Genomic DNA, 22,365 nt, shown 5'->3' on the forward strand with positions numbered 1-22,365 from the left:
CCAGCTACAACAATCTGGCTTTCCTGTACAAGAGCCAGGGACGGTACGACCAGGCACTTCCACTCTATCAACAAGCGCTCCAAATTCTCCAGAAGACGCTCGGCGAGGAGCATCCGGACACCGCTACCAGCTACAACAATCTGGCAGGACTGTACGAGAGTCAGGGACGGTACGACCAGGCACTTCCACTCTATCAACAAGCCCTTCAAATCTGGCAGAAGACGCTCGGCGAGGAGCATCCGGACACCGCTACCAGCTACAACAATCTGGCAGAACTGTACGCAAGCCAGGGACGGTACGACCAGGCACTTCCACTCTATCAACAAGCCCTTCAAATTCTCCAGAAGACGCTCGGCGAGGAGCATCCGGACACCGCTACCAGCTACAACAATCTGGCTTTCCTGTACAAGAGCCAGGGACGGTACGACCAGGCACTTCCGCTCTTTCAACAAGCCCTTCAAATTCTCCAGAAGACGCTCGGAGAAAGCCATCCAACAACTCGGGCGGTCCTCAGTAATACCCTGTTCTGTCTTTATAAAATTTCGAACTCCAATCTTGATTTTGTTGATTGGCTTCAACAAGAATTTAATGATACTCCGTCCTAGGCTCAAAGACCAAAACTTCCATACCAACCGGGCTGTGGTGATTTTCATCCGCCAGCATCGTCACGGTATCAAGCAACACCAGGAGCCGACGGGCATGGGGCTCTCCCCGCCTCACTCTATAAGATGCCGTTTCAAGGCATAATAAGCCCCCCGGCGCCCTTTGCGGGATGACATCAGGCGGCAATGCAGGGAAGAAAGGAGATTGCCCTGAAGGGGGTAGTCCAGCAACAGGCGGCAGAACGCCTGGTCCCACCTGTCCAGTTGGCTGAGGATTTTCTCTGCGCCCACCAGTTCCAGCCACTTTTTCCATCCGGAAAGGAGGACTTCCCGTTCTTCCCGTGAGGCCTTGAAGAAGGCCCCTTCTTTCATGATGAAGTGCCTGCGGATGAATTCCATGTAGTAGTCCACCAGACCGAAGAGCGCCGCAGAATCAAGCAATCCATGCCGTTCCCAGAAACGGGCCACCCGGTCCATGCCCAGCAGGTCCATGCGGAAATCCCCCAGCAGCAGGTCCCTTCCATACGTGGCGGAGCCGGGACGTTCCCTGCGGTAATGGTAAAAACGGTCCGACAAGGTCCGGAGCCGGGGAGCAAAGGGCAGCAGCATCAACAGGAAGGCCAGGTCCTCCCCCTCCTTCAGCCCTTCTACAAAACGGAGGCCATGCTCTTCCATCAGGCTTCTGCGGACCAGCTTGTTGTACACGGGGCCCACGCACCGGCACCAGGCGGAACCGCGGCGGAATTGTTCCACACGTTCCTCCGCATAAAATTCATCATCCGGGGACCAGCCGCCCTCATGAACAACCACACCGTCTTTTTCCACAAATTCCCGGTAGCCGCACACCACGGCGTCCGCATCATTCTTTTCAGCGGCGCCCAGCAGGCGCGAGAACATCCTCCGGTCCACCCGGTCATCCGGGTCCACAAAGCCCACGTATTTTCCCTCCGCGGCATCCAGCCCCGCATTACGCGCGGCGGACACCCCCGCGTTGGCCTGGCTGATGATCCGGAGGCGACTGTCTTTTTCCCGCCACCGGTACAGACGCTCCAGCGTCCCGTCCGTGGAGCCGTCATCCACGCAAATGATTTCCATGGGGGCCAGCGTCTGTTCCGCCAGGCCGGACATGCAATCGTCCACGTAGGGTTCTACATTGTAACAAGGGACGATGACGGAAACGGCGGTTTTCATGATAATCCGGATAACAGGAGCTTAAGGCGGTGGTACCGCCCCTTTCTTCCACTGCAGGCGGACATCAGGGTACTGTAAAGACGCCCGCAGGGACCGACCTTTACCGTCTCCGCACTAAGCAGGAGGCAGAACGCGCGGTCCCACTTGTTCAAACATGCAAAGCCGGGCGCAATTTCCACGTCTTTCAACCATTTGCGGTAACGCGCCGCCAATCCCCGGCGTTCCTCTTCATCCAGCCTCTGAAAGATTTCTTCTGCGGAAGTGACATGAGCCAGCAGATAACGCTTCATGACATGGCCCAGCCAGCCCTGCCTGACGGCAGATTCCAGCCACCCGATTTTTTTCCAGTAGGCCGTCACGTATTCCAGGCGGTCCATGTTCATGGAGTAAAACCATCCGTCCCGGTCCCAAATATCGGAAAGGGACCCGGCCCTTTTCCTGCGGTAAAAGTACAGTTGATCCGGAATGACGGCCAGGCGGGAGGCGTGAGGGAGCGTCATCAGCCAGAATACGTCATCTTCCCCGCCCTTGAACGAAAGTTCAAACCGGAACCCGAGACTTTCCAGGAATTCTCTCTTGTACAGTTTGTTCCAGGCAACCACGTCCATTCTTTTCCAGACAGCATCTTCTTGGAATACGCTCGCGCGCGCATTCTCCTCCACTCCGCATAACGGGGAATGAGAGCATTCTTCCAGTACTTTTCCATCACCATCGGAAAAACTGACGTAACCGCAGGCCGTCACCTGCGCCTCATGCTTGCGGGCTTCCTCCACCAGACAGGCATACATGGAAATATCCACGTAGTCGTCCGGGTCTATAAAGCCGATGTATTCGCCCGTCGCTGCATCTATCCCGGTATTGCGAGCCGCGGAAAGACCTCCGTTTTCCCGGTCAATCACCCGGATGCGGGCGTCCTTTTCAGCCCATCCGCGCAACACGGCCGGCGTATCGTCCGTGGAGCCGTCGTTGACGCAGATGATTTCCAGGTCTTCCCAGGTCTGCCGGACCAGGCTTTCCAGGCATTCATCCAGATAGGGAGCAACGTTGTAGCAGGGTAAAATAATGGAAACAGTACCATCCATAGAGGAATCAGGAGTATCATTCAGTTTTTCATGGGAAAAACCAGAGGAAACCATGGTTCATGATGTCCGCGCCTTTTCCCGCAACGGCCATCCTACTTCAATACGGACGTTCCCGCAAGCCCCAACGATGCGCAGAAGTTTAAGAACCAGTCCGCCGGAAATCTATTTCCCACCGCCGCAAGAGGAAAGTTTCCCTTTAAGCCTGTAGTAACGCCCCCGCCGGCCGCGGCAGCGGGAGAGAAGATTCCACCACGCACGGGACAGGAATCCGGGATGTTCCGGCGGAGAGGCCAGCACCCGGCACAGCGCAAAGTCCCACTTGCCGAGAGTCCGGAACGCCTCCGCCTTCCCCGCCAGGGCAAACCATTCCCGGCATTTGCCGTGCAGACGCCCCCATTCCTCCTCACTCAATTGCGGCAGGGGCTGCCCCGGATTCAGCAGCCGGACCAGAAGATAATGCCTCAGGGCCCGGAGTACCCAGCCGCGCTCCAGGCCAGATTCCAGCCAGCCGCATTTTTTCCAATACTCCGTGGCATGCAGCAGCCGTTCCGCCACCAGCAGGAGGGGACGTTCCTGCGCTTCCAGCATCTGGGAGACGGAGCCGCGCCTCTGGCGGCGGTACCAGTACAAGCGGTCCGGTATCACGGCCAGGCACGTGGCATGGGCCAGCACCATCAGCCAGAGGACGTCGTCCTCCATGGATCTGAAAGAAGTTTCAAAACGGAGACCGTGCCGGTTCAGAAAATCCCTCCGGTACAGCTTGTTGCATGTCACCACGTCCATCCGCTCCCAGACGGAGTTCGTTCGCATCGCGTCTGACTGCACCTCCTTGTCCACGCCCGGAGCCGGAGACCAGCTCAATTCCTCCAGCACGGAACCGTCTCCGTCGGAAAAGCTGGTATAGCCGCAGGCCGTCACATCAGCGCCATTCCTGCGGGCTTCCTCCACCAGGCGGGCAAACATGGAATGCTCCACATAATCGTCCGGATCCACAAAGCCCACGTATTCACCCCCGGCCATATCCATGCCGAGGTTCCGCGCTGACGCCTGCCCTCCGTTTTCACGGTGAATGACGCGGATGCGGTCCTCCTTTTCCGCCCACGCGTCCAAAAGAGCCGGGGTCACGTCCGTAGAACCGTCATTCACGCAGATGATTTCAATATTCCGCAAGCTCTGGTTCACCAGGCTGTCCAGGCAGGCCTCCACATACGGGGCCACATTGTAACAGGGAACAATAATGGAAACGGAAACGGACATGGTGCATCAGCTATGGGTTTTACCTCCGCAGGAAGACAGAAGCAGACGGAGAGCGTAATAGCGGCCGCGGCGCCCTTTGCGGAGGGAAAGGCGTTTCCACCAGATGCGGGACAGCAGGCCGGGACGTTCCGCAGGCCGTTCCAGCAGGCGGCAGAAGGCTGTTTCCCACTTGTCAAGGCCCTGCAACCGCTCCGTGCCTCCCACCAGGGAGAACCATTCCCGGAACTGGCCGTGCAGCTGCGCCCATTCCTCCGCAGCCAGGCGGGGGAGAGGCTTGTGCGCAGGCACCAGATGAACAAGCAGGTAGTACCAGAGGGCATGCAGAACCCAGCCGCGTTCCAGGCCGGATTCCAGCCAGCCGCATTTTTTCCAGTAGGCGGTGGCATGGAGAAGACGGTCCGCAACGAGGGGCAACGGGCATCCCTCTTCCTCCCATGCCAGGGAGATGGCGCCCTCCCTCTGGCGGCGGTACCAGTATAATTGATCAGGAATCACGGCCAGCCGGGTGGCGTGGGCCAGCACCATCAGCCAGAAGGCATCATCCTCACCCTGCCGGAAGCGGGGTTCAAAGCGAAGGCCGTACCTTTCCAGAAATTCCCGCTTGTACAGCTTGTTCCAGGCCACGGCGGCCATCCTTCTCCACACGGCATTTTCCTGAAAAACGCATGACTGCACCTCTTCCTCCACCCCCTCTTCCGGAGACAGGCTCCATTTTTCCAGCACGGAACCGTCCTGATCGGAAAAGCCGGTATAGCCGCAGGCCGTGACGTCAGCGCCATGCCTTCGGGCCTCCTCCAGCAGCCGGGCATACATGGAATGCTCCACATAATCGTCCGGATCCACAAAACCTATGTATTCGCCGGAAGCCAATTCCATGCCGGTATTGCGCGCCGCGGACAATCCGCCGTTTTCCCGGTCCACCACCCGGATGCGGCCATCCCTTTCAGCCCACGCGCGGAGGATGGCGGGCGTGCCGTCCACAGAGCCGTCATTCACGCAGATGATTTCAATGCCCTCCAGCGTCTGGCTGGCCAGGCTTTCCATACAGGCATCCAGGTAGGGAGCCACATTATAACAGGGAAGAATGATGGAAACAGCCGCGCTCATACCAGGAAATTCTTATGTAACCGGATTTCAAATCCGAAGTCAATTCAAACAGCCGCATTTGAAAGTATCTAGACATAACCGGATGTGCCCCATAGCGCAACGTGGTTTGACAGGACAATGTCCCTGGATTTTCCCGGCTCCTTTTATTTCCTTGGGTTTCACGCTTTCACTCCGGAGAGCTACTCCCTCCGGATTTGAAATCCGTATGATGGCCGGACGTAATAGGGGCGTTTTCACCGCGGGAAGTATCCCATGCCGGGAATACCGGAATGCCGGGTCGGGAACGTCCATTTCCCTCCTTTCTTCATGACCTGTTGAATTCTTCCCATGCCGGCTGCACCCCCCTTATCCAGCATGAAGGGACCTCCCGTTTCCGTCATGTTTGCCGTCACTCCCTCCTGGCTTATCCCGCTGGCCGTAGCCATCCGTTCCCTTTGCCTGCATTCCAGCCCGCACCGGAATTATGAACTTCACATCGTCCACCAGGGGTTGGAGAAACGGCAGATGAAAGAACTGGAAAAAGCCGTTTCCGGTTATCCCCACGTTTCATTGGGATTCTCCATGCTTCCGGAAAAACTGCTCCGCATTCTGAATGGCAGGGATTGCGGACGCTTTTCTCCCCTTACGTACGGGCGCCTGCTGGCAGCGGACCTGTTCCCCAGGTGTGACAGGCTGGTATATCTGGACGTAGATGTTCTGCTGAATGGAGATGTGGCCGAACTTTACGGGGCGGACCTGCAGGGCGCGCCGGTAGGCGCCGTCCGGGACTGCGCCGTCCTGGAAAGCATGGGAACGGGCCAGCTTCCCGCCCATCTGGAATACATCAGCGGCATGGGGGTGGCTTCCGCCCGCCTGTACTGCAATGCCGGAGTGATGGTGATGGACCTGCGGAAAATGAGGGAAGAGGAGACGGAAGACAGGCTGCTGGGGCTGCTTGAGTCCCGTCCGGAGCCCTTCCCGTATGGCGACCAGGATATTATCAACATCGCCCTTCACGGGCGCATCACTCCGCTGCCCATCAACTGGAATTACCACTTCCAGTTTGAACTGCACCACGCGGGCATGGCGGAGCTTGTCTCCGGCACCGAGTTCGAGGAGGCCCCTTCCCTGTTTGAAACCCGTTCCTGGAAGCTCTTCCATCTGGTTGGCGATTACAAGCCGTGGCTGCCGCCGGACATGGAGAAAACCTACCACCGCCTGTACCTCGCGCTCTGGTGGCCGGTCGCCCGGCAAACTCCGGCTTTCCGCCGTGAACTGCGCGCACTGTACCGGCAATTCACGCACGCCCTCCGCTCCCGCCTGCGCCACCACCTGTGGAGCCTCCCCTTTTCCCCGGGCCGGAAGTTCCGGAAACGCCGGGAAAAAATCAAAGCCCTTCAGCGCCGGCTGGCAGTTTTCGACGGCCTGTGGCCATAACCCCTTTTAACACCATGTTCACCTCCACCCTTCCCTCCTCCATGCCGGGTACAGTTTCCGGCCCTCCCGCCGGACAGGCTCCCGTGGCCGTCATGTTCGCCGTCACCTCCGCATGGACCATGTGCCTGGCCGTCACCCTGCATTCCCTGGCGCGCCACTCCAGCCCGCACCGGAGCTATGAACTATGGGTGGTGCATGACGGGCTGGAGGAAGAGCATGTGCAGGGACTTCAAACCGCCGTTTCCGGTTATCCCAACGTGGTCCTTCAGTTCATGACCATTCCCGGCAAACTGGAGCAAATGCTCCATGACCGGGATGTCCGGCGGTTCTCCGCCCTGGCTTACGCGCGCCTGCTGGCTCCCAGCCTGTTCCCCCGGCATGCCCGCATGGTCTATCTGGATGCGGATACCGTCCTGTACGCAGACGCAGCGGAGCTTTATGATGCGGACCTCCACGGCGCCCCCCTGGGCGCCATACGGGATACGGCCGTGCTGAGCAGCCTGGTAGCAGGCTATCCCCGGCGCCAGCTCCGGAAGCTCCAGCCCCTGGGCCTGCACGATCCATTCCATTATTTCAATTCCGGCGTGCTGGTCCTGGACCTGGGCCGCATGAGGGAGGAAGATGCGGAATCCCGCCTGATCCGCTTCATTGAAGAACACAATGAAGCGCTGGAACATCCGGACCAGGATGCCTTGAATATTGTCTTCCACCGGCAGATTTCCCCGCTGCCCATTGAATGGAATTACCATTTTCAGTTTGAACTGGAAAAAGACGGGCTTGAGGAAGCCATCGCAGGTACGGAATTTGCGGGAGTCTCGGGCATTCACGCCCTGCGGGCCTGGAAGCTATTCCACATGATCGGCGCCAAAAAGCCGTGGCTGTTTCCTGAAAAGTCTGAGGAGTACATCATGTCCGCGGCCGTCTGGTGGAAACCGGCCATGGAGACCGCAGCCCTTCAGCCCCATTTATCCCAACTGCTGGCGGAATTCACGCAGTGGACGCGGCACCAGCTCCGCCACAATCAATGGCATCTGCCGTTCTCGTTCGGCAAAAGCTTCCGGAAGCGCAGGGCCAGAATCAATCTGCTGAAACGCCTGTTGCGCATCTTTGAAGAAGCGTAATCCCGCGCCTGGCAGCGGGAGCCCTTTCTTCAAGGGCTCCCTGTGGCCGTTACTCCGGCAGTTTAATGATCTCCCCCGTTTTCGGCTCCCGGTCCCTTAGGAAGGGATTCAGGCGGATGACTTCTCCCGCACGCTTCCCGTCCTTCAATTGGCTCTCAGCGATGGACGCCCGGGTTTCTCCGGCTTTCACCTGGTAATCCCGCACGCCATTTTCCGGCAGCGCCTGCCCGTACACCACTTTTCCGATGTCCACTACCTGCTTCCTGTCATTCAGGCGGAACATCAGCGTTTTCCGCTTTTCCTGCGGACGGGCATAGTCCGTGTACACTTCCGCATACAGGGTCACGGGAGCCAGCATTTTCTGGGACCGGGTTCCATAGTAATGCGTCTGAATGAGATAGGGACCGGGAAGAGCCTTGCGCACCAGGTATTCTTCCGGACCGTAGCCCTCCGTCACGTCACGGGACAAATGGCCGCCGTGAGTGGTCAGCTGATGCCTGTAATAGCATTTCTCTCCGGTGATGTCCGTGACCCAAAGGTCCATGTCAGACGCGTCCGTGTCCCAGTTGATGACCACGCGCAGATCAGCTTCCACCGGCTGGAGAAAAGCCGGGTCCAGCCCTCCGGTATCAAGCTCCACTCCGGCCGCCCTGCTCCGGCTAACGAGCCGGTTCAGTTCCACCAGCACAATTTGATCCACTCCGGTGAAGCGGCTGGACATCCGGCGTTCCAGCACCTCCCGGTACATGCCGAATGCCTTCCGGGCTTCTCCCAGTTCATCCAGCACCAGCGCCAGATCCCGGTAAGACTGGGGTTCCTCCGGAAACAGGGTTTTTACGGTTTCAAAAATGAACCTGGCCTGGCGGAGTTCCCCCATGTACCGCAGCTTGTAGCCCAGCATCCGCAGCAGGGAACGGTTTTCCAGTTCCAGCTCCGCCAGGTTGGACAGGATCTGGACGGCCAGCGCCTTGTCTCCCTTCCCGGCAAACCAGTCCGCGCAATCCATGTAAAATCCGGGGCTTTCCCCGTACTCCTCCTTAAGCTTCATGTAAACCGCAAAAGGACGGTCAGCCGCCTCCAGAGCGGCCAGATACGGAGCCTTGGAGTCCCACGCCTTCACGTTTATCACGGGAGAAGAACCGGCGTCCCGTTCCCGGGCCTTTGAGCCATTGAAAGATTCTCCCCCTCCCAGAAACAGGGACCCTACCATGCCTTGCCTTTGCAGAGCGGGATTCTCGTTCCCCAGCAGATCCGGGGAGGCGAAATCCGGAGAACTCCCGGCTTCCTCATTAAAACTTCCGGACGCCCTGATGGCAGCACCGGAATCTCTGGATATATTGTTACCTTGAACTATAATAGGCGCCGGGGCGGACTGCCCCGAATTTTCATTCCCCGGGGAGGACTGGACCGGACGCTCCCAGAGGGAATCAGCTTCCGCCAGCATGGCGCTCCTGCTTTCATCATAAGCCGCGGAGTAGTAGGCAGTTTTTCTGCGCTTGACGGTCTCCGCACCTCTCTTGGCCGCAACATTTCCCGGGTCTTCTTCCAATATCCTGTTAAACAGGAGAAGGGCCTTGCCGTAATCCCCCAGGTCATAAAAGCCGTAGGCCAGACGGAGGCTCCCCGCTATGTCCGCGGGCTCCCGGTCCAATTCCCTGTTCAAGTTTGCCCTTGCCTCAGTCAATTCCCCGTCACGGGCAACTTTTTCCCCCGCGGCTTTTTCAGCCCGCGCTTCTTTTTCTCGGAGGCGCTTTTCCATGACCGCGACGCCCCTCAGGGCCGTCCGGTTATTGCGCTCTTCCTTCAGTATTTTCCGGTAAATCTCCAGCGCCTCCCGGTCGTTGCCCCGGCACGTATGAATCAAGGCCTGTTTCAACCGGTCATCTTTCAGGATGCTTTCCATCTCTTCCGCATTGAAAAATTTCTTCCCGTACCATTCCTGCGTCTTTTTCCAGGAAGCAAGGCAGGCCTTCAGGCGGTTTAATTTTGCGGTCTCTTCAGCCATGTCCTCCCTTTGGCCGCGTTTCAGCATCCTCCGGTCATATTCCGAGCGCAGTTCAGGAGCGGAAGCGGGAGGGCGCACGCCGTATTTCAGGTATTGGTCCAGGGAGTCCAGCACCAGCAGGGAGGTGCCGGGCGTCACGATTCCGTATTCCATCCCCAGTTTCCCGACAGCTTCATCCCTGGCGGCGGAGGGGGCCTGGCAGAGGAGTTCCCGGAGCCTTGCCTGGGCATACAAGGCCTTCAGCATGGTTCCCGGCTCCGCTCCGGAGGCGTCCACCTCCACGGGAATGTCCACTCCGGCGACCTCCGCCGTCCCGCGGTAGGAACCCGGCTCCAGTTCCGCCAGCAGAAGAATGGAATCCGACGGCATTCCGGGGGCTTCATACCTTGAAAACGCTCCCCAGGGCATGTTTCCCCCGTCAGCGTAACGGATGGCCGCTTCCCCCCTGGCGACACGCTCCACCGCCTGCTCCGCCGTTTGGCTGGTCAGGTCAATCACGGGGATGCCTATCCGCGCGAACGTATTAGCATCCTGGCGCGGAGTCACCATCAGGGCAAAAGTGTTAGCGGAGCTGGCCGCCCGCTTTTCCGGCACGGGGCTGAAATTGGCAAAACCATCGCTGACAACCAGGCAGTCCCGGGCACGGGAACCGGCGGCCAGCCTTTCCTGAACGGCGCTCCAGTCACAGGTGGCCCCGTCATAGTCCAGAGCCAGCAATTCGCGGGCCAGTTCGTCCATGTTGTCCGGAGTAACCGCAAACGTTTTTGAAGGCATGATCCGGTCCCGGAAGACAGTCAGGCTGATGCGGATTTGCTGCCCCGGGGTTCTGCCGCAAGCAAGGTAGCGTTTCAGAAAATCCAGGAATTTCCGGACATCCGCCCCTTTCATGGAACCGGAAGCGTCCCAAACCAGCTCTATCGCGGGCGCGGCTTCCACGGCGTTCTTTTTGTCCGCCCGCACAGGCCGGGGAATAATCACGGCGGCATAATCCCTGCCTTCAGAAGATTCCACGAATACCCGCGCGGCCCCGGCCTCTTTACCCTCCGCACGCGGCAGGGAGATGAACAGGTCTTCCGTCAGGGAGAGGCCGTTCCACTCCTTTTCCGCCAGAAAGGCACGGCGCCAGCCCTTGAATTCCACGTTGTCCAGCGGGGAGGAAACCACGACGGGCCTCCGGCTGCCGAATACCTCCACCCTTAGTTTGAGGGAGTCCAGCTTTTCCTTGAAATTCATCGGAAGCCGGAGAGTGGGGACGCCTCCGGCATCTACGGGAAGGACGGCGGAATAACGCAGCCGCACGGTGCGCGTGCCTCCCGCAGGGATGGGATACACGCGCGTCTTGAACATGTTGCCGCCGGACCATTCCACCAGTCCGGGATCAACCTGTTTGCGTACTTCCTCTTCAAACGCCACGCGCGCCTTCTGCCTGGGCACGGGCACGCCGTCCACCATGCGGCCGTTGATGTCCAAAGCATAACCCTGCACGGTGGCACCGGAGGGAAGCGGACATGTCAATTCCCCCTCCATCACGCGGGTGTTGGGATTATGGAAAACCAGCGTCACTTCCGTTTCCGCCAGAAAATCCATCACGCGGGATTTGATTTCCGCCCGTGAAATGGAAACGGGCCGTTCCCCCTGGCGGCACTCCACTTTCATGAAGGGCGGGGGAAGAACGGTAGAACGCAGGGAAGCCGTTTGAGCCACGGAAACGCAGCAGGCAAGAATGCACAGGCAGAAAGAACACAGTAGTTTCATCATAGGGGGGGTTGGAGTTGGGAGGGAAAGGAAAAAGCAGGTTTTTCCAATCCCCGTCTTCCTAGCATAAGAAAAAAGCCGTGGCAAGCTATTTGTTATAAACGGCTCCCGCATGTTAATCGCCAGGGTGTTGCTGCCCCGTAATTAAAGGAGCCCTCTCTTCCCCGTTCAGAAATGGAACCTGACGGCGGCAAACCAGGTCCAGCCGCTGAAGCACCTGGCGCCTTCCGGCGCGCCGCTGGTCGTCGTGTATTCGCCCCCTGCCATCAATTTCAGCATGTCCGGGTCTTCCGGGAAAAAGTAATAATTCAGGCCCAAGTAAAAAGAATTCATCGTGCTGACCCATTTGGGATACGTGGTCACCGCAGGAATATAACGGGCGTACATTTTCACGGCGTCACGCCCATGGGAGAGCTGGTAGCGGAACACGCCTTCCAGATGAGGGGAAAACCTGTAGGAAGGCAATACCGCCAGGCCGTAAACATTTTCCCCCAGGGAGGTCCCCACCACGCGGAAGCCGGACATTAGCTCCGTCACCATGGAAAATTTCCCGCGGGACATGACCCAGTCCACCGCCGCCACATCCCGGGCGCCAAGCCCGGAATAATAGGAATCCTCCGGCAGGGGGCGCCCCGCGTAATGGGTGAAGTTGTGGGCATACGTCAGCCACACACGGCTTTTCTCCCCCGGCAGAAAGCCGCGGGCGTCCAGATGGACGGAGGCCTTGGCAAAGGCGTTATCCGCCGTATTAAACCTGATTTCATGCGCCAGGCTGTCGCTGGTGTCATTCAGGAAGACGGAAGCCTCCCATCCTACGGGCACGTCCTGACGCGGATTTTCCAGCACAATGCCCCAACTGGAAATAGTCCCGAGCTGGTTGACCAGGCCGGACCGTTCCAGGGTCTTGAGTTCACTGGCCGTCTCCCGGAATTCCGCAGTCATTTTGGAGGTGATTTTTCCAATGCGCGCGAAGAAGGAGGGGTTGACCTTGTATTTCAGGTAGAGTTCAAAGATGCTCCAGTCCGTCTTCGTCCTTCTCCAGCGGCCATCCTCCACCTTGTACATGCCGTCCAGCTCCCCCATGTTGGTCAGACTGTGCAGCGTCAGGCGGTTTTTGAAGAACACGGCTTCAAACCCTATCTGGAGCCGCCGCCATTCGTCTTCCCTGCCGTGCGATCCCTTGCGGAACCGGCTGGCTCCGGAAGGGGAAACCTGCGCCCCCTGGTACTGCCCCGTCAGCAGCAGCTTGAACTGGTTCAGGAATTCCGCGTCCTTGTTGTCGTAGAGATACGGCATTTTCTTCAGACGGGAGTACAAGCCGTCCTCCGCCGGATGGGAAGGAGCCCTTACGGAAGCGCCGGGGCCCGCAGGGCCGGACGCCTGCCATGCCGAACCTTCCGCCCAGGCAGAGCCGTGCCCCCCAGCCAGCGCGATCAGGAAAAAACAGCATACGCGGGCAAACATGTCTCATGAAAAGACACGTTCCGGGCCGGAACCTGTTGAAGGCATGCCGGAGAATGCCGCGCAGGCTCCCCAATGCCCCGGGCCGGGTTAATGCGGCGTGTGAGGCTCCAGCATCTGCTGGCGTTCCCGCTCCTTGTCCTTGGCCAGTCGGCGCGCCTCCTTGGTCAGGTATTGCTGGAGACGGAACGCTTTCTGGCCCTTTTTGCGCACGATGTGCTCGGAAGTGCCGTCCGGAAGGATGCTGCACGCCTGCACGTTGTCCTTGAAACAGGCTTCCAGGACGGACTTGAGGCGGCGCGCCAGCCTTCCGTTAGTGACGGGCACCATCAGCTCCACCCTCTTGTCCAGATTGCGGGTCATCCAGTCCGCGCTGGCGATGAAGAGCTGGTGGTTGCCGCCGTGGTGGAAGAAGAAAATGCGGGCATGTTCCAGATAACGGTCCACAATGCTGACCACGCGGATCACCTTGCCGTTGGGCCGTGGGCCCGTTTTCAGGCAGCAGATGCCGCGCACATTCAGTTCAATATCCACCCCGGCATCCGCGGCCCTGTACAAGGCGTCAATGATTTCCACATCCTGAAGGCTGTTCATCTTGGCGGAGATGCGGGCGGGTTCCCCCTGCCTCGCGCGCTCCGCCTCCCCCTCAATGAGCTCAATGAGGCGCGCCTTCATCAGCACTGGGGAGGGGTACAGCTTGCGGAAGCGCATGAGCTTGGTGCGCCCCGTCACGGAGTTGAAGAACTGGGAGGCGTCCGCCCCCAGCTGGTCGTCACAGGTAAGGTAGGAGATGTCCGTGTAAATCTTGGCGGTGGTTTCATTGTAATTTCCCGTGCCGAAGTGGCAGTAACGCCGCAGCATGCCCTGCTCCCGGCGCACCACCAGGCATATCTTGGCGTGGGTTTTAAGTCCTTTGACGCCGTAGACCACCTGCACGCCGGAACGCTGGAGCTCCTCCGCCTTTTCCAGATTGCGGGCTTCGTCAAACCGGGCCTTTAATTCCACCAGCGCCGTCACCTGCTTGCCGCTTTCCGCCGCTTTTTTCAGGGCGGCCACAATGCGGGAGTTTTTGGCGGTGCGGTACAGCACCTGCTTGATGGCGATCACATCCGGGTCCTCCGCGGCTTCCTCCACCAGGCGCAGGACGGGCTCAAAGCTTTCATAGGGGTGGTTGAGCAGGATGTCCCCGTTGGCGATGTTTTCAAAGATGCTGGCGGCAGGGTCCACGGAAGGGGACGGCTGTGGGGACCATTGCTCCACCTTCAGCTGGTCATTGCCGGGGGCGAAGGCCATTTCCATGAAGTCGGAAAGCATCAGGGGGCCCTTGAGGTCATAAGTTTCCTCCTTCCCCGCGCCCACGATCTGCATGATCCTGTCATGAAGGGGGGCGGGAGCGGAGGATTCAATTTCCAGTCTCACGCATTCGGAGAATTTGCGGGCCACCAGCACTTCCTCCATTTCATCCGCCAGGTCCAGGGCGTCCTCCTCCTGCACGGCAATGTCTCCATTGCGCGTAACGCGGAATACCGCCGCGGAGAGAACGGTCTCACCGGGGAAAACGGTACCTATGCATTCCCGGACCAGGTCTTCCAGCATCACGTAGCGTTCCGTTTCCGCGGAGGGAACGGGCACGCGCCGCGGCAGGCCGTCCGGCAGGGCCACCACGCTGGCGCGGACCTCACCGGTTTCATTGTCCCGCAGTTCCACGCCCATCAGCAGCTTGAGGGACGGGAGTGAGGGGGCTTCCGGAGCATCCATGTCCAGCGGCGTCAGCAGCGGGAATATCTGGTTGTTGAAATATTGTTCCAGCGTCAGCTTCTGGGACGTGCTGAGGTCCTCCATCGCCAAGGGGTTGATGCCGTTGATTTCCATCCACGGCAGGATTTCCTCATGAAACAGGCGGTACTGGTCCTCAATCATGCGGCCCACGCGGGCGCGGATGGCTTTCAGCTGGCGGGTGGGTGTGAGCCCGGAAATATCTTTCACGCGGGAACCGGAATGCCGCAGCATTTGCAGGCCTCCCACGCGCACCATGAAAAACTCGTCCAGGTTGGAGGCGGTAATAGCCAGGAACTTCAGGCGTTCCAGCAGGGGGAGGTCCGTTCTCACGGCCTGGTCCAGCACGCGCTGGTTGAATTCCAGCCAGGAGAGCTCTCTGTTGATGTATTCGTTCGACATGGAGAAATAAGAAATGGGAATTTGTAGAATCAGCTACCGCTGGGGCACCAGCACGACGTCATAACCGAAGATATCCGCAAAGAGGTCACCCTTCAGCCTCAGGGCCAGGTCTTCCACGGCGGTTTCCCGCACGCCCTGGAGCTCCAGCTCCAGCGTCCGTCCGCGGATATGCGCCCTGACTCCGTTCACGCGCTGGGCATGGCCGCGTTCCAGGGCGTCCGCCACGCGCAGGATGGCGGCCATCTTGGCCACGCGCATGCGGTCCGTCAGCTCCAGCTCCCCGTACATGGGATCGGAATTGGCGGGCACTTCATGCCGGTGGTAGCGGGCCAGCAGGGCGATGGTTTCCACGTCGTCCCGGGAGAGGCCGAAGATTTCACTGTTCAGGATGATGTACTGGGAATGGAGCTGGTGGTCCTGCTGGCTGATGAATGACCCCACCTCATGCAGGATGGAGGCCACCTCCAGCAGCAGCCGGTCATGCTCGGAAAGGCGGTGCAGGTCCTGGAGCTGGTCAAACATTTCCATGCACAGGAGAGCCACATGCTCGCGGTGGCCCTTGTCCGCCTTGTACCTGTCCGCCAGGATGCCGGCAAAGTGGAGCACTTCCGCCTCCAGGTCCCCCGGGTGCTGTTCCGCCTGGATCAGGCTGCTTGAGAATTCCTCGTCATAGCCGCTCCCGGGAATGATCACGTCATTCAGGTGCAGGCTGCGGGCAATCATTTCCGTCATCAGCACGGCGGGCAGCAGGGAATCCACCCCGGCAAAGTCCGCCCCGTAAACGTTCATGCGCTGTTCCAGGGTGGTGCGGGACATCCTTTCCGCTTCCGCCACCAGGGCGGAACACGCCACCTTGCCTTCCGGCGTGGGGTCCAGGCGGCCGCGCAGCTGCTGCATTTCCTGGCCGATGACGATCAGGCCCGCCAGCCCCTTGACGCCGCCGTAATCCAAGCAGATCTGGTCCACCTGCCCGCGCATGTGCTCCCGCAGCAGGGAGAGTTCCGTCACATCATCCCCATATTCAATTTCCCCCACGGCTTCACCCGTGCGGTGCGTCCCAAGCCGGTAGCAGGAATAGCGCACAATGCGCCCCTTCTGGAACAGGAGCACGCGGGTATTGCCCGGCCCCGTGTGAACCACGAGCACTTTTTTCTTGTTGAAGCCGGGGTACTGCGCCAGCGTTTCCTGCACCTTCACGTAAATGAGGCGCGTCATCTTGCCGTCGTCAATGCGGCGCCCGCGCAAGCCGTGGGCCACGTGCATGCGGTTGACGAAGACGTCCACATTATCCGCCTCGGAAATGATGTTGGAGATCATGAGGCGGACGGAGAGCTTGCTGCCGGTCCCGTATTCCTTGAGGATTTCCAGATAGTCCCCGATGATCTGCACACAGCGGTCCATGGTGTGCCGCGAGATGCGGTGGAACCGGAAGATGTCCCGCGCCATGGGTACGGGCTGCTGGAGGAAGTCCAGCATGCGGATCCTGTCCTGAACCACCTCAGCCACCAGCAGGCTCATGGAGCTCGGCCCCAGGTAGATCACCGCCTGCGTTGTTAATTCCGAATCCTGAGCCTGTTCACCTTGAATCATCGCCATACCATGTGTTGTTTCCCAGCCGTGGGGCAAGAACGGGAGCGTGACAAAAACGCCATCCCCGCCCATTCCAGCAAGGGGCAGAATAAGGAATTTGCCTTTTGACGGCAAGAGATAAGCGCGGCTCCTTTTCCGGTCCGGCGGAACGGACTTGCAGAACGGCTATTTTCCGTAAGCTCCCAGCAGGGGGACCAGGCGCGGGGCAAACCTTTTCATGCAGAAGAAGAGCCCCGCCAGCACGGCAAAGATGACAGGCACCAGGCAGAGCCAGAGAACGTCCCAGGCCTCCCCCCTCCAAGTAATCCACCCGCTTTCACGCAGCAGGATAATGACAATGTAATGCGTGCCGAAGATGAAGAAGCACGCCGGAGCCAGCCCCGCCACCCATTTGGCCGCGCGCGGAAACCATTCCGTGAACAGGATGGCCAGGGACATCAGCCCCAGCATCCCCAGCGCAATGAGCATGGAGTTATGCTGCTCCCGGTGGCCCACCAGCCACCAGGTGAGCGCGAGCGTGGCCAGCAGGAACGGCACCGCATACCGGCGTACGGATTCCGTCAGGAACGGAAGAGGATAACGGGATATGTACATCCCCAGCAGGAAAAAGCCCAGGCTGTTGGCAATGGGGAAGTCATGGTCCGCCAAATCCAGGGCAAAGTAGTTCAGGGAGAGCATGATGATACCCACCCAGAGCAGGTAGTTCCCCAACCGGTGCAGGAGGGGAGCCACGGCGGTATAAATGATGATGTCCCGCAGGAACCACATGGGGGCGTCCACCGGATGCCCGGCAATGCCCAGAGCGCGGCCGAACGCCGCCAGGGCGGGCCAGAAGCCGCTGCCCGGCTCTCCCTTCAGCCACGCATACATGGGCTGGTAGGACGCATAGTATTCATGCAGGGGGGACCAGCCGATCAGGACGGCCGCCGCCAGCCCCCATACCAGGTACGGACGGAACAGGAACCAGCTGCGCTTCCACAGGAAGAGGCTGCCGCCATCCAGCGGCCCGAATGCGCCCCGCCCTACAAAGTAACCCGCCACCAGCAGGAAGAAGGGGGTGCGCGAGGCCAAGAATTCCGCCCATATCCACCGATACAGCTCCGCCGAATAGAAAGCCATGTGATTGGCAATAATCAGCATGCACGCCACCACGCGGGCCACATCCACCCATACCATCCGGTGAGTGGCCGTTTTCTCCAGGATCACGGGATCGGGAACATGGGCGTCCGGCGGCGTCATTCCCTTGGGGGGGTGGAGTTGGTTATAAAGGAGCAATTCCGAGCTGCTCCGGCAGAGCGATGCGCGGACGCGCCGTCGTAATCAGCGGTTCCCCGTCCGTTACGATGACCGTGTGTTCAAAGTGGGCGGAGGGCTTGCCGTCCGCCGTGATGACCGTCCAGCCGTCATCCAGGATTTTAACGGACGGCCTGCCGGCATTCACCATGGGTTCAATAGCCAGCGCCATGCCTTTTTTCAGGCGCGGAAGCTTGTAATGGGGGCGGTAGTTGGGAATCTGGGGTTCTTCATGCAGATGGCGGCCTATGCCGTGCCCTACGAAGTCCCTGACCACGGTATACCCGCGGGGGCGCACAAAGCCTTCCACTGCCGCGCAAACATCCGCCAGCAGGGCCCCGGGCCTCACCAGTTCAATGGCGCGGAACAGGGACTCCTCCGTCACGGCCAGCAGCCGCAGCTTTTCCGGGTCTACCATGCCCACCGGCACGGTCATGGCGTTGTCCCCATGCCAGCCGTCCACAATGGCGCCCACGTCCAGGCTCACGATGTCCCCGTTCTGGATGCGACGGGGGCCACCGCTGCCGTGCACCACTTCCTCATTGATGGAAATGCAAAGCTGCCCGGGAAATCCGCGGTACTGGTAGAAGGAGTTGCCTACCTTGTGCTTTTTGAAAATTTCACGCGCGATGTCGTCTATTTCCCGCGTGGTGCGGCCCGCCTGAACCTCGGCTCCGATTTCCATCAAGATTTCCGCCGTTACAGCACCGGCCTTCTGCATCTTGGCAACTTCACCGGGAGACTTGATGTGGATTCGTTCTGCCATGGGATTCTTTTTTCTATTGCCGGTATTCTTCCAGCTTGCGGGCCAGTTCCCGGGAAACTTCCGCGGGTTCCCGTTCCTCGGTCACGGTCATTTTGACCACCAGGCCGCGGGCTTCGTAGTACTTGGCTACGGGCAGCGTCATGGCTTCAAAATCTTTCCAGCGGCGCGCGAAGGCTTCCAGGTTGTCATCCTTGCGGGAGACCATTTTGCCGCCGCATTTGGAGCATTCCTCCTCCGACGTCTGCACCACATACCCGCACGTGGAGCATTCCCGGCGGTGCATGATGCGTTCTTCAATGAGTTCCCTGGATACGTCCATCCAGACGACCACGTCCACGGACGTTCCACGCTGGGTCAGGAAGTGGTCCAAGGCTTCCGCCTGCGCCACCGTCCGGGGGTAACCGTCCAGCAGCCACCCGTCATTGTCCATTTCCGAGAGCCAGCCGCGCACCATGTCGTTGACGATTTCGTCCGGAACCAGCATGGCCTTGTCCATATAGCCCAGGGCCTTGCGGCCCAGCTCCGTGCAGGACTCCACTTCCCGCCGCAGCAGGGAACCGGTGCTCAGGGAGTTCAGGTTGAAAGTATCAGCCAGAAACCGGCCCTGGGTTCCTTTGCCGGATGCGGGAGGCCCAACCAGGATGAAATGCTTGAGTTCCTTCATGTCTTTACTTTCAGAAGAGGGGATGGAGTTCCTTACTGCATGGCATTGTAGGCGATGGCTCCGGCCAGCACAAGCAGGGCGATGACGATCCACATGACCGTGACCGTGCGGCTGCCTGCGGCGGCGCCGGTGCCCTGGATGTGGCTGTATTTGCCCTTGAGCTTGCCTTTTTTCAGGAAGCCGTCGTAGTTGCGGGAAAGAAGAGTGGTTTCCACCTGGCGCATCATGTCAAGCAGCACGCCGACCAGAATCAGAAGGCTGGTGCCCCCGAAGAACTGGGTGACCAGGTAGGGGATGCTGCCGCCGATGTTCAACAGGGAGGGCAGGAAGTAAATGAGGGTCAGGAACGCGGACCCGGCAAAGGTCAGCCTCTGCATGGTCTGGTCCAGGAACAGGGCCGTGGGGGGGCCGGGGCGGATGCCGGGGATGTAGCCGCCGTTGCGCTTCAGGTCTTCCGCGATCTGGGAGGGCTGGAACATGGTAGCCACCCAGAAGTAGGAGAAGAAGAAGATCATGAGGCCGGAGATGATGTAGTAGCCGGAGGAAGCGGGGTTCATCCAGTCATTCATCTTGGTGGCGATCCATTGCAGCGTGGTGTTGTAGTGGGCGATCTGGGAGAAGAGCACCTGCGGCAGGGACAGGATGGCCGTGGCGAAAATGACGGGCATCACGCCGGAGTAGTTGAGCTTGAGGGGCAGGTATTGCGTGGCGCCGTTGAACATTTTGTTGCCCATGACCCGTTTGGCGTACTGCACGGGGATGCGCCGCTGGGCCTGCGTCACCGTGACGACGAGCGCCACCACGATAATCAGGAAGGCGATCAGGGCCACCAGCAGCATGGCACCCATCGGAACGACTGCGCCGTCCTTGTACACCAGCGTTTTCCAGGCCAGGGTCACCGCGCCCGGAAGGGCGTGGATAATGTTGACGGAAATGATGAGGGAGACGCCGTTGCCGACGCCGCGCTCCGTAATCTGGTCACCGATCCACATCAGGAACATGGTGCCCGCCACCATGATGAGCACCGTCATCAGGGCAAACTGCATGCCGGGGTCAATGACGAGCTGGCAGTCCGGAGGGATGTTGAGGCCCACGGCTTTCAGACGGTCCGGGTGTTCCAGCGTGCCGACCAGGAACCAGCCCTGCACGATGGCGATGACGATGGCAATGGCACGCGTCCATTTGGTCATCTTCTGGCGGCCGCCTTCTTCCCGCACCATCTTGGCCCACTGCGGGACCACAGCGGAAAGAAGCTGGGTCATGATGGAAGCGGAGATGTAGGGCATGATGCCCAGGGCAAAGATGCCGCACTGCTGGAGACCGCCGCCGGAAAAGATGGTGAGCACGGTAGCCAGGCCCGCTCCGGGGCCGCTGGCGTTCGCGGAGGCTTCAATCACTTTCTGCAGCTCCATGACGTCAATGCCCGGCAGGGGTATCTGTACCCCCAGGCGGACGACGACGATCATCGCCAGTGTGAACAAAATCCGGTGCCTGAGCTCCGGTACTTTCATGGAGTTTGCAAATGCGGATATCATAGTCCTGTATTATAAAAGTTGGCGCGCAGCTTGGCTTGCCTGTCGGCGGCTTGTACCCGGGGCATCCATGGGAACCGCAACAGTAAACACAATGATGCGAACCGGGTCAAGCTGCATGACCCGGTTCGCCAAATGTGATTAGGCTTCGCTGAGCACAGTGACGGTGCCACCGGCCTGAGTCACCTTTTCGCGGGCGCTGGCGCTCACGAAGTCCACGACTACGTTCAGGCTCTTGGTCAGGGTGCCGTTGCCGAGAAGCTTCACGGCGTCACAGGGACCTTGAACGAGCTTGGCTGCACGCAGGGTGTTTTCATCAACCGTAGCGCCGGCTTCAAACACGCGTTCGAGCTGGGAGAGGTTGATGATGAGGATTTTGTCCTGGAAGCGGGTGTTGTTGAACCCCTTCTTAGGCAGACGGCGGTGAAGGGGCATCTGGCCGCCTTCAAACCCCGGACGGATGGAGCCGCCGGAACGGGCCTTCTGGCCCTTGTTGCCTTTGCCGCAGGTCTTGCCGAGACCGGAGCTTTCCCCGTTGCCGAGGCGCTTTTTGCGGTGCTTGGCTCCGGGATTGGGCTTAATCGTATGAAGCTGTAACATGTTATTTACAATGGTTGGATTTCGTGGAGGCGGCGGCGCCGGGCAGCCGCCTCCTTTGGATTAGATGGCCTTTTCCTTCTTCTTGCCGCGGTCGGCAAGAACCTGGTCGCTCGTACGCAGGGAAGCGAGCGCCTGCAGGGTAGCCTTCACCACGTTGGCATGGTTGGAGGAACCGAGGGATTTGGCAACGATGTCACGCACGCCGGCTGCTTCCAGCACGGCACGGATGGTGTTGCCGGCAATGAGGCCGGTACCGGGGGAGGCAGGCTTCAGAAGAACCTTGCCGCCGCCGAATTCGGAGTAGACTTCATGCGGAATGGTGCCGTTGGCGATGGAAACCGGACGAAGCTGGCGCTTGGCGGATTCCGTAGCCTTGCGGATGGCGTCTGCCACTTCATTGGCCTTGCCGAAGCCGAAGCCTACGCGGCCTTCCATGTCGCCGCTCACGACGAGGGCGGAGAAGGAGAAGCGGCGGCCGCCTTTGACGACCTTGGCGCAACGGTTGATGAACACAACCTTTTCAGCCAGCTGGGGGCCTTCTTCCACGGGAGCTTCAGCCTGGGGGCCACGGCGGCCGTCACGGCGGGGACCACGGGGTCCGCGGCCATTCTGGCCATCACGGCGGGGTCCGCGGGGACCGCGGAAGTCGCGGCCGCCCGGTGCGGGTTGCTGCGCTTGAGCGGGAGCGGCGGCTTCCGTAGCAGGAGCAGTGTTTTCCGTTTCGTTATTCATTTAAGGGAATCTT

17 protein-coding genes are annotated in these 22,365 nt (G+C 59.7%); 3 read left to right on the plus strand and 14 right to left on the minus strand.

Going from position 1 to position 22,365, the window contains the following annotated elements; translation table 11 throughout:
• The coding region (locus tag HHJ06_RS06630) for a tetratricopeptide repeat protein (RefSeq protein ID WP_215428569.1) at positions 1-605 on the plus strand (605 nt) is incomplete at its 5' end.
• Positions 606-716: 111 nt separating this feature from the next.
• Here the strand turns inward: HHJ06_RS06630 and HHJ06_RS06635 are convergent.
• The 4 genes from HHJ06_RS06635 to HHJ06_RS06650 form a co-directional block, all read right to left on the minus strand.
• On the minus strand, positions 717-1,793 hold the full coding sequence (locus HHJ06_RS06635; RefSeq protein WP_215428570.1) for a glycosyltransferase: 1,077 nt from the start codon (positions 1,791-1,793) through the stop codon (positions 717-719).
• Positions 1,790-2,875, minus strand: coding sequence for a glycosyltransferase family 2 protein (locus tag HHJ06_RS06640; protein WP_215428571.1), 1,086 nt, complete (start codon positions 2,873-2,875; stop codon positions 1,790-1,792). Before HHJ06_RS06640 ends, HHJ06_RS06635 begins: the two co-directional genes overlap by 4 nt.
• 162 nt (positions 2,876-3,037) lie before the next feature.
• The gene (locus HHJ06_RS06645; protein WP_215428572.1) at positions 3,038-4,132 is read right to left on the minus strand and encodes a glycosyltransferase family 2 protein; all 1,095 of its coding nucleotides are present in this window, start codon (positions 4,130-4,132) and stop codon (positions 3,038-3,040) included.
• A 6-nt stretch (positions 4,133-4,138) separates the two neighbouring features.
• Positions 4,139-5,239 carry a glycosyltransferase family 2 protein gene (locus tag HHJ06_RS06650; protein ID WP_215428573.1) on the minus strand — a complete coding sequence of 367 codons (1,101 nt, stop codon included), beginning with the start codon at positions 5,237-5,239 and terminating at the stop codon, positions 4,139-4,141.
• A 354-nt stretch (positions 5,240-5,593) separates the two neighbouring features.
• Here HHJ06_RS06650 and HHJ06_RS06655 point away from each other — a divergent pair, with 354 nt between their 5' ends.
• A complete protein-coding gene (locus HHJ06_RS06655; RefSeq protein WP_215428574.1) occupies positions 5,594-6,655 on the plus strand; it encodes a glycosyltransferase family 8 protein in 1,062 nt (353 codons plus the stop codon).
• A 14-nt stretch (positions 6,656-6,669) separates the two neighbouring features.
• Entirely contained in the window at positions 6,670-7,776 is a 1,107-nt protein-coding gene (locus HHJ06_RS06660; RefSeq protein WP_215428575.1) for a glycosyltransferase family 8 protein, read from the plus strand.
• A gap of 49 nt (positions 7,777-7,825) precedes the next feature.
• Here the strand turns inward: HHJ06_RS06660 and HHJ06_RS06665 are convergent, their stop codons facing one another.
• The 10 genes from HHJ06_RS06665 to rpsE all read right to left on the minus strand — a co-directional run bounded on the left by HHJ06_RS06665 (position 7,826) and on the right by rpsE (position 22,352).
• Positions 7,826-11,539: a VIT domain-containing protein gene (locus HHJ06_RS06665; RefSeq protein ID WP_215428576.1), complete on the minus strand. Its 3,714-nt coding sequence runs from the start codon at positions 11,537-11,539 to the stop codon at positions 7,826-7,828.
• Between the two features lie 165 nt (positions 11,540-11,704).
• Positions 11,705-13,000 carry a hypothetical protein gene (locus tag HHJ06_RS06670; protein ID WP_215428577.1) on the minus strand — a complete coding sequence of 432 codons (1,296 nt, stop codon included), beginning with the start codon at positions 12,998-13,000 and terminating at the stop codon, positions 11,705-11,707.
• A gap of 87 nt (positions 13,001-13,087) precedes the next feature.
• Entirely contained in the window at positions 13,088-15,175 is a 2,088-nt protein-coding gene (gene ppk1 / locus HHJ06_RS06675; RefSeq protein WP_215428578.1) for a polyphosphate kinase 1, read from the minus strand.
• Between the two features lie 33 nt (positions 15,176-15,208).
• Positions 15,209-16,771: an HD domain-containing protein gene (locus tag HHJ06_RS06680; protein ID WP_215428579.1), complete on the minus strand. Its 1,563-nt coding sequence runs from the start codon at positions 16,769-16,771 to the stop codon at positions 15,209-15,211.
• Positions 16,772-16,930: 159 nt separating this feature from the next.
• On the minus strand, positions 16,931-18,004 hold the full coding sequence (locus tag HHJ06_RS06685; RefSeq protein ID WP_215428580.1) for an acyltransferase family protein: 1,074 nt from the start codon (positions 18,002-18,004) through the stop codon (positions 16,931-16,933).
• 22 nt (positions 18,005-18,026) lie between these two features.
• Positions 18,027-18,824, minus strand: a complete 798-nt coding sequence (map, locus tag HHJ06_RS06690; protein WP_102714981.1) for a type I methionyl aminopeptidase — start codon at positions 18,822-18,824, stop codon at positions 18,027-18,029.
• Positions 18,825-18,837: 13 nt separating this feature from the next.
• A complete protein-coding gene (locus HHJ06_RS06695) occupies positions 18,838-19,488 on the minus strand; it encodes an adenylate kinase family protein (RefSeq protein ID WP_215428581.1) in 651 nt (216 codons plus the stop codon).
• Between the two features lie 32 nt (positions 19,489-19,520).
• A complete protein-coding gene (gene secY, locus HHJ06_RS06700) occupies positions 19,521-20,999 on the minus strand; it encodes a preprotein translocase subunit SecY (RefSeq protein WP_251841450.1) in 1,479 nt (492 codons plus the stop codon).
• A 162-nt stretch (positions 21,000-21,161) separates the two neighbouring features.
• Positions 21,162-21,620, minus strand: coding sequence for a 50S ribosomal protein L15 (gene rplO, locus HHJ06_RS06705; RefSeq protein ID WP_215428582.1), 459 nt, complete (start codon positions 21,618-21,620; stop codon positions 21,162-21,164).
• Positions 21,621-21,680: 60 nt separating this feature from the next.
• Positions 21,681-22,352 carry a 30S ribosomal protein S5 gene (rpsE, locus tag HHJ06_RS06710; protein ID WP_102725734.1) on the minus strand — a complete coding sequence of 224 codons (672 nt, stop codon included), beginning with the start codon at positions 22,350-22,352 and terminating at the stop codon, positions 21,681-21,683.
• Positions 22,353-22,365 lie beyond the last annotated feature (13 nt).

The organism is Akkermansia muciniphila (assembly GCF_018709685.1).
GTDB lineage: Bacteria > Verrucomicrobiota > Verrucomicrobiia > Verrucomicrobiales > Akkermansiaceae > Akkermansia > Akkermansia muciniphila_E.

Coding starts and splice junctions, on each gene's coding strand:
- HHJ06_RS06635 (WP_215428570.1), bottom strand. CDS start 1,793: ATGAAAACCGCCGTTTCCGTCATCGTCCCTTGTTACAATGTAGAACCC.
- HHJ06_RS06640 (WP_215428571.1), bottom strand. CDS start 2,875: ATGGATGGTACTGTTTCCATTATTTTACCCTGCTACAACGTTGCTCCC.
- HHJ06_RS06645 (WP_215428572.1), bottom strand. CDS start 4,132: ATGTCCGTTTCCGTTTCCATTATTGTTCCCTGTTACAATGTGGCCCCG.
- HHJ06_RS06650 (WP_215428573.1), bottom strand. CDS start 5,239: ATGAGCGCGGCTGTTTCCATCATTCTTCCCTGTTATAATGTGGCTCCC.
- HHJ06_RS06655 (WP_215428574.1), top strand. CDS start 5,594: ATGAAGGGACCTCCCGTTTCCGTCATGTTTGCCGTCACTCCCTCCTGG.
- HHJ06_RS06660 (WP_215428575.1), top strand. CDS start 6,670: ATGTTCACCTCCACCCTTCCCTCCTCCATGCCGGGTACAGTTTCCGGC.
- HHJ06_RS06665 (WP_215428576.1), bottom strand. CDS start 11,539: ATGATGAAACTACTGTGTTCTTTCTGCCTGTGCATTCTTGCCTGCTGC.
- HHJ06_RS06670 (WP_215428577.1), bottom strand. CDS start 13,000: ATGTTTGCCCGCGTATGCTGTTTTTTCCTGATCGCGCTGGCTGGGGGG.
- ppk1 (WP_215428578.1), bottom strand. CDS start 15,175: ATGTCGAACGAATACATCAACAGAGAGCTCTCCTGGCTGGAATTCAAC.
- HHJ06_RS06680 (WP_215428579.1), bottom strand. CDS start 16,771: ATGGCGATGATTCAAGGTGAACAGGCTCAGGATTCGGAATTAACAACG.
- HHJ06_RS06685 (WP_215428580.1), bottom strand. CDS start 18,004: ATGACGCCGCCGGACGCCCATGTTCCCGATCCCGTGATCCTGGAGAAA.
- map (WP_102714981.1), bottom strand. CDS start 18,824: ATGGCAGAACGAATCCACATCAAGTCTCCCGGTGAAGTTGCCAAGATG.
- HHJ06_RS06695 (WP_215428581.1), bottom strand. CDS start 19,488: ATGAAGGAACTCAAGCATTTCATCCTGGTTGGGCCTCCCGCATCCGGC.
- secY (WP_251841450.1), bottom strand. CDS start 20,999: ATGAAAGTACCGGAGCTCAGGCACCGGATTTTGTTCACACTGGCGATG.
- rplO (WP_215428582.1), bottom strand. CDS start 21,620: ATGTTACAGCTTCATACGATTAAGCCCAATCCCGGAGCCAAGCACCGC.
- rpsE (WP_102725734.1), bottom strand. CDS start 22,352: ATGAATAACGAAACGGAAAACACTGCTCCTGCTACGGAAGCCGCCGCT.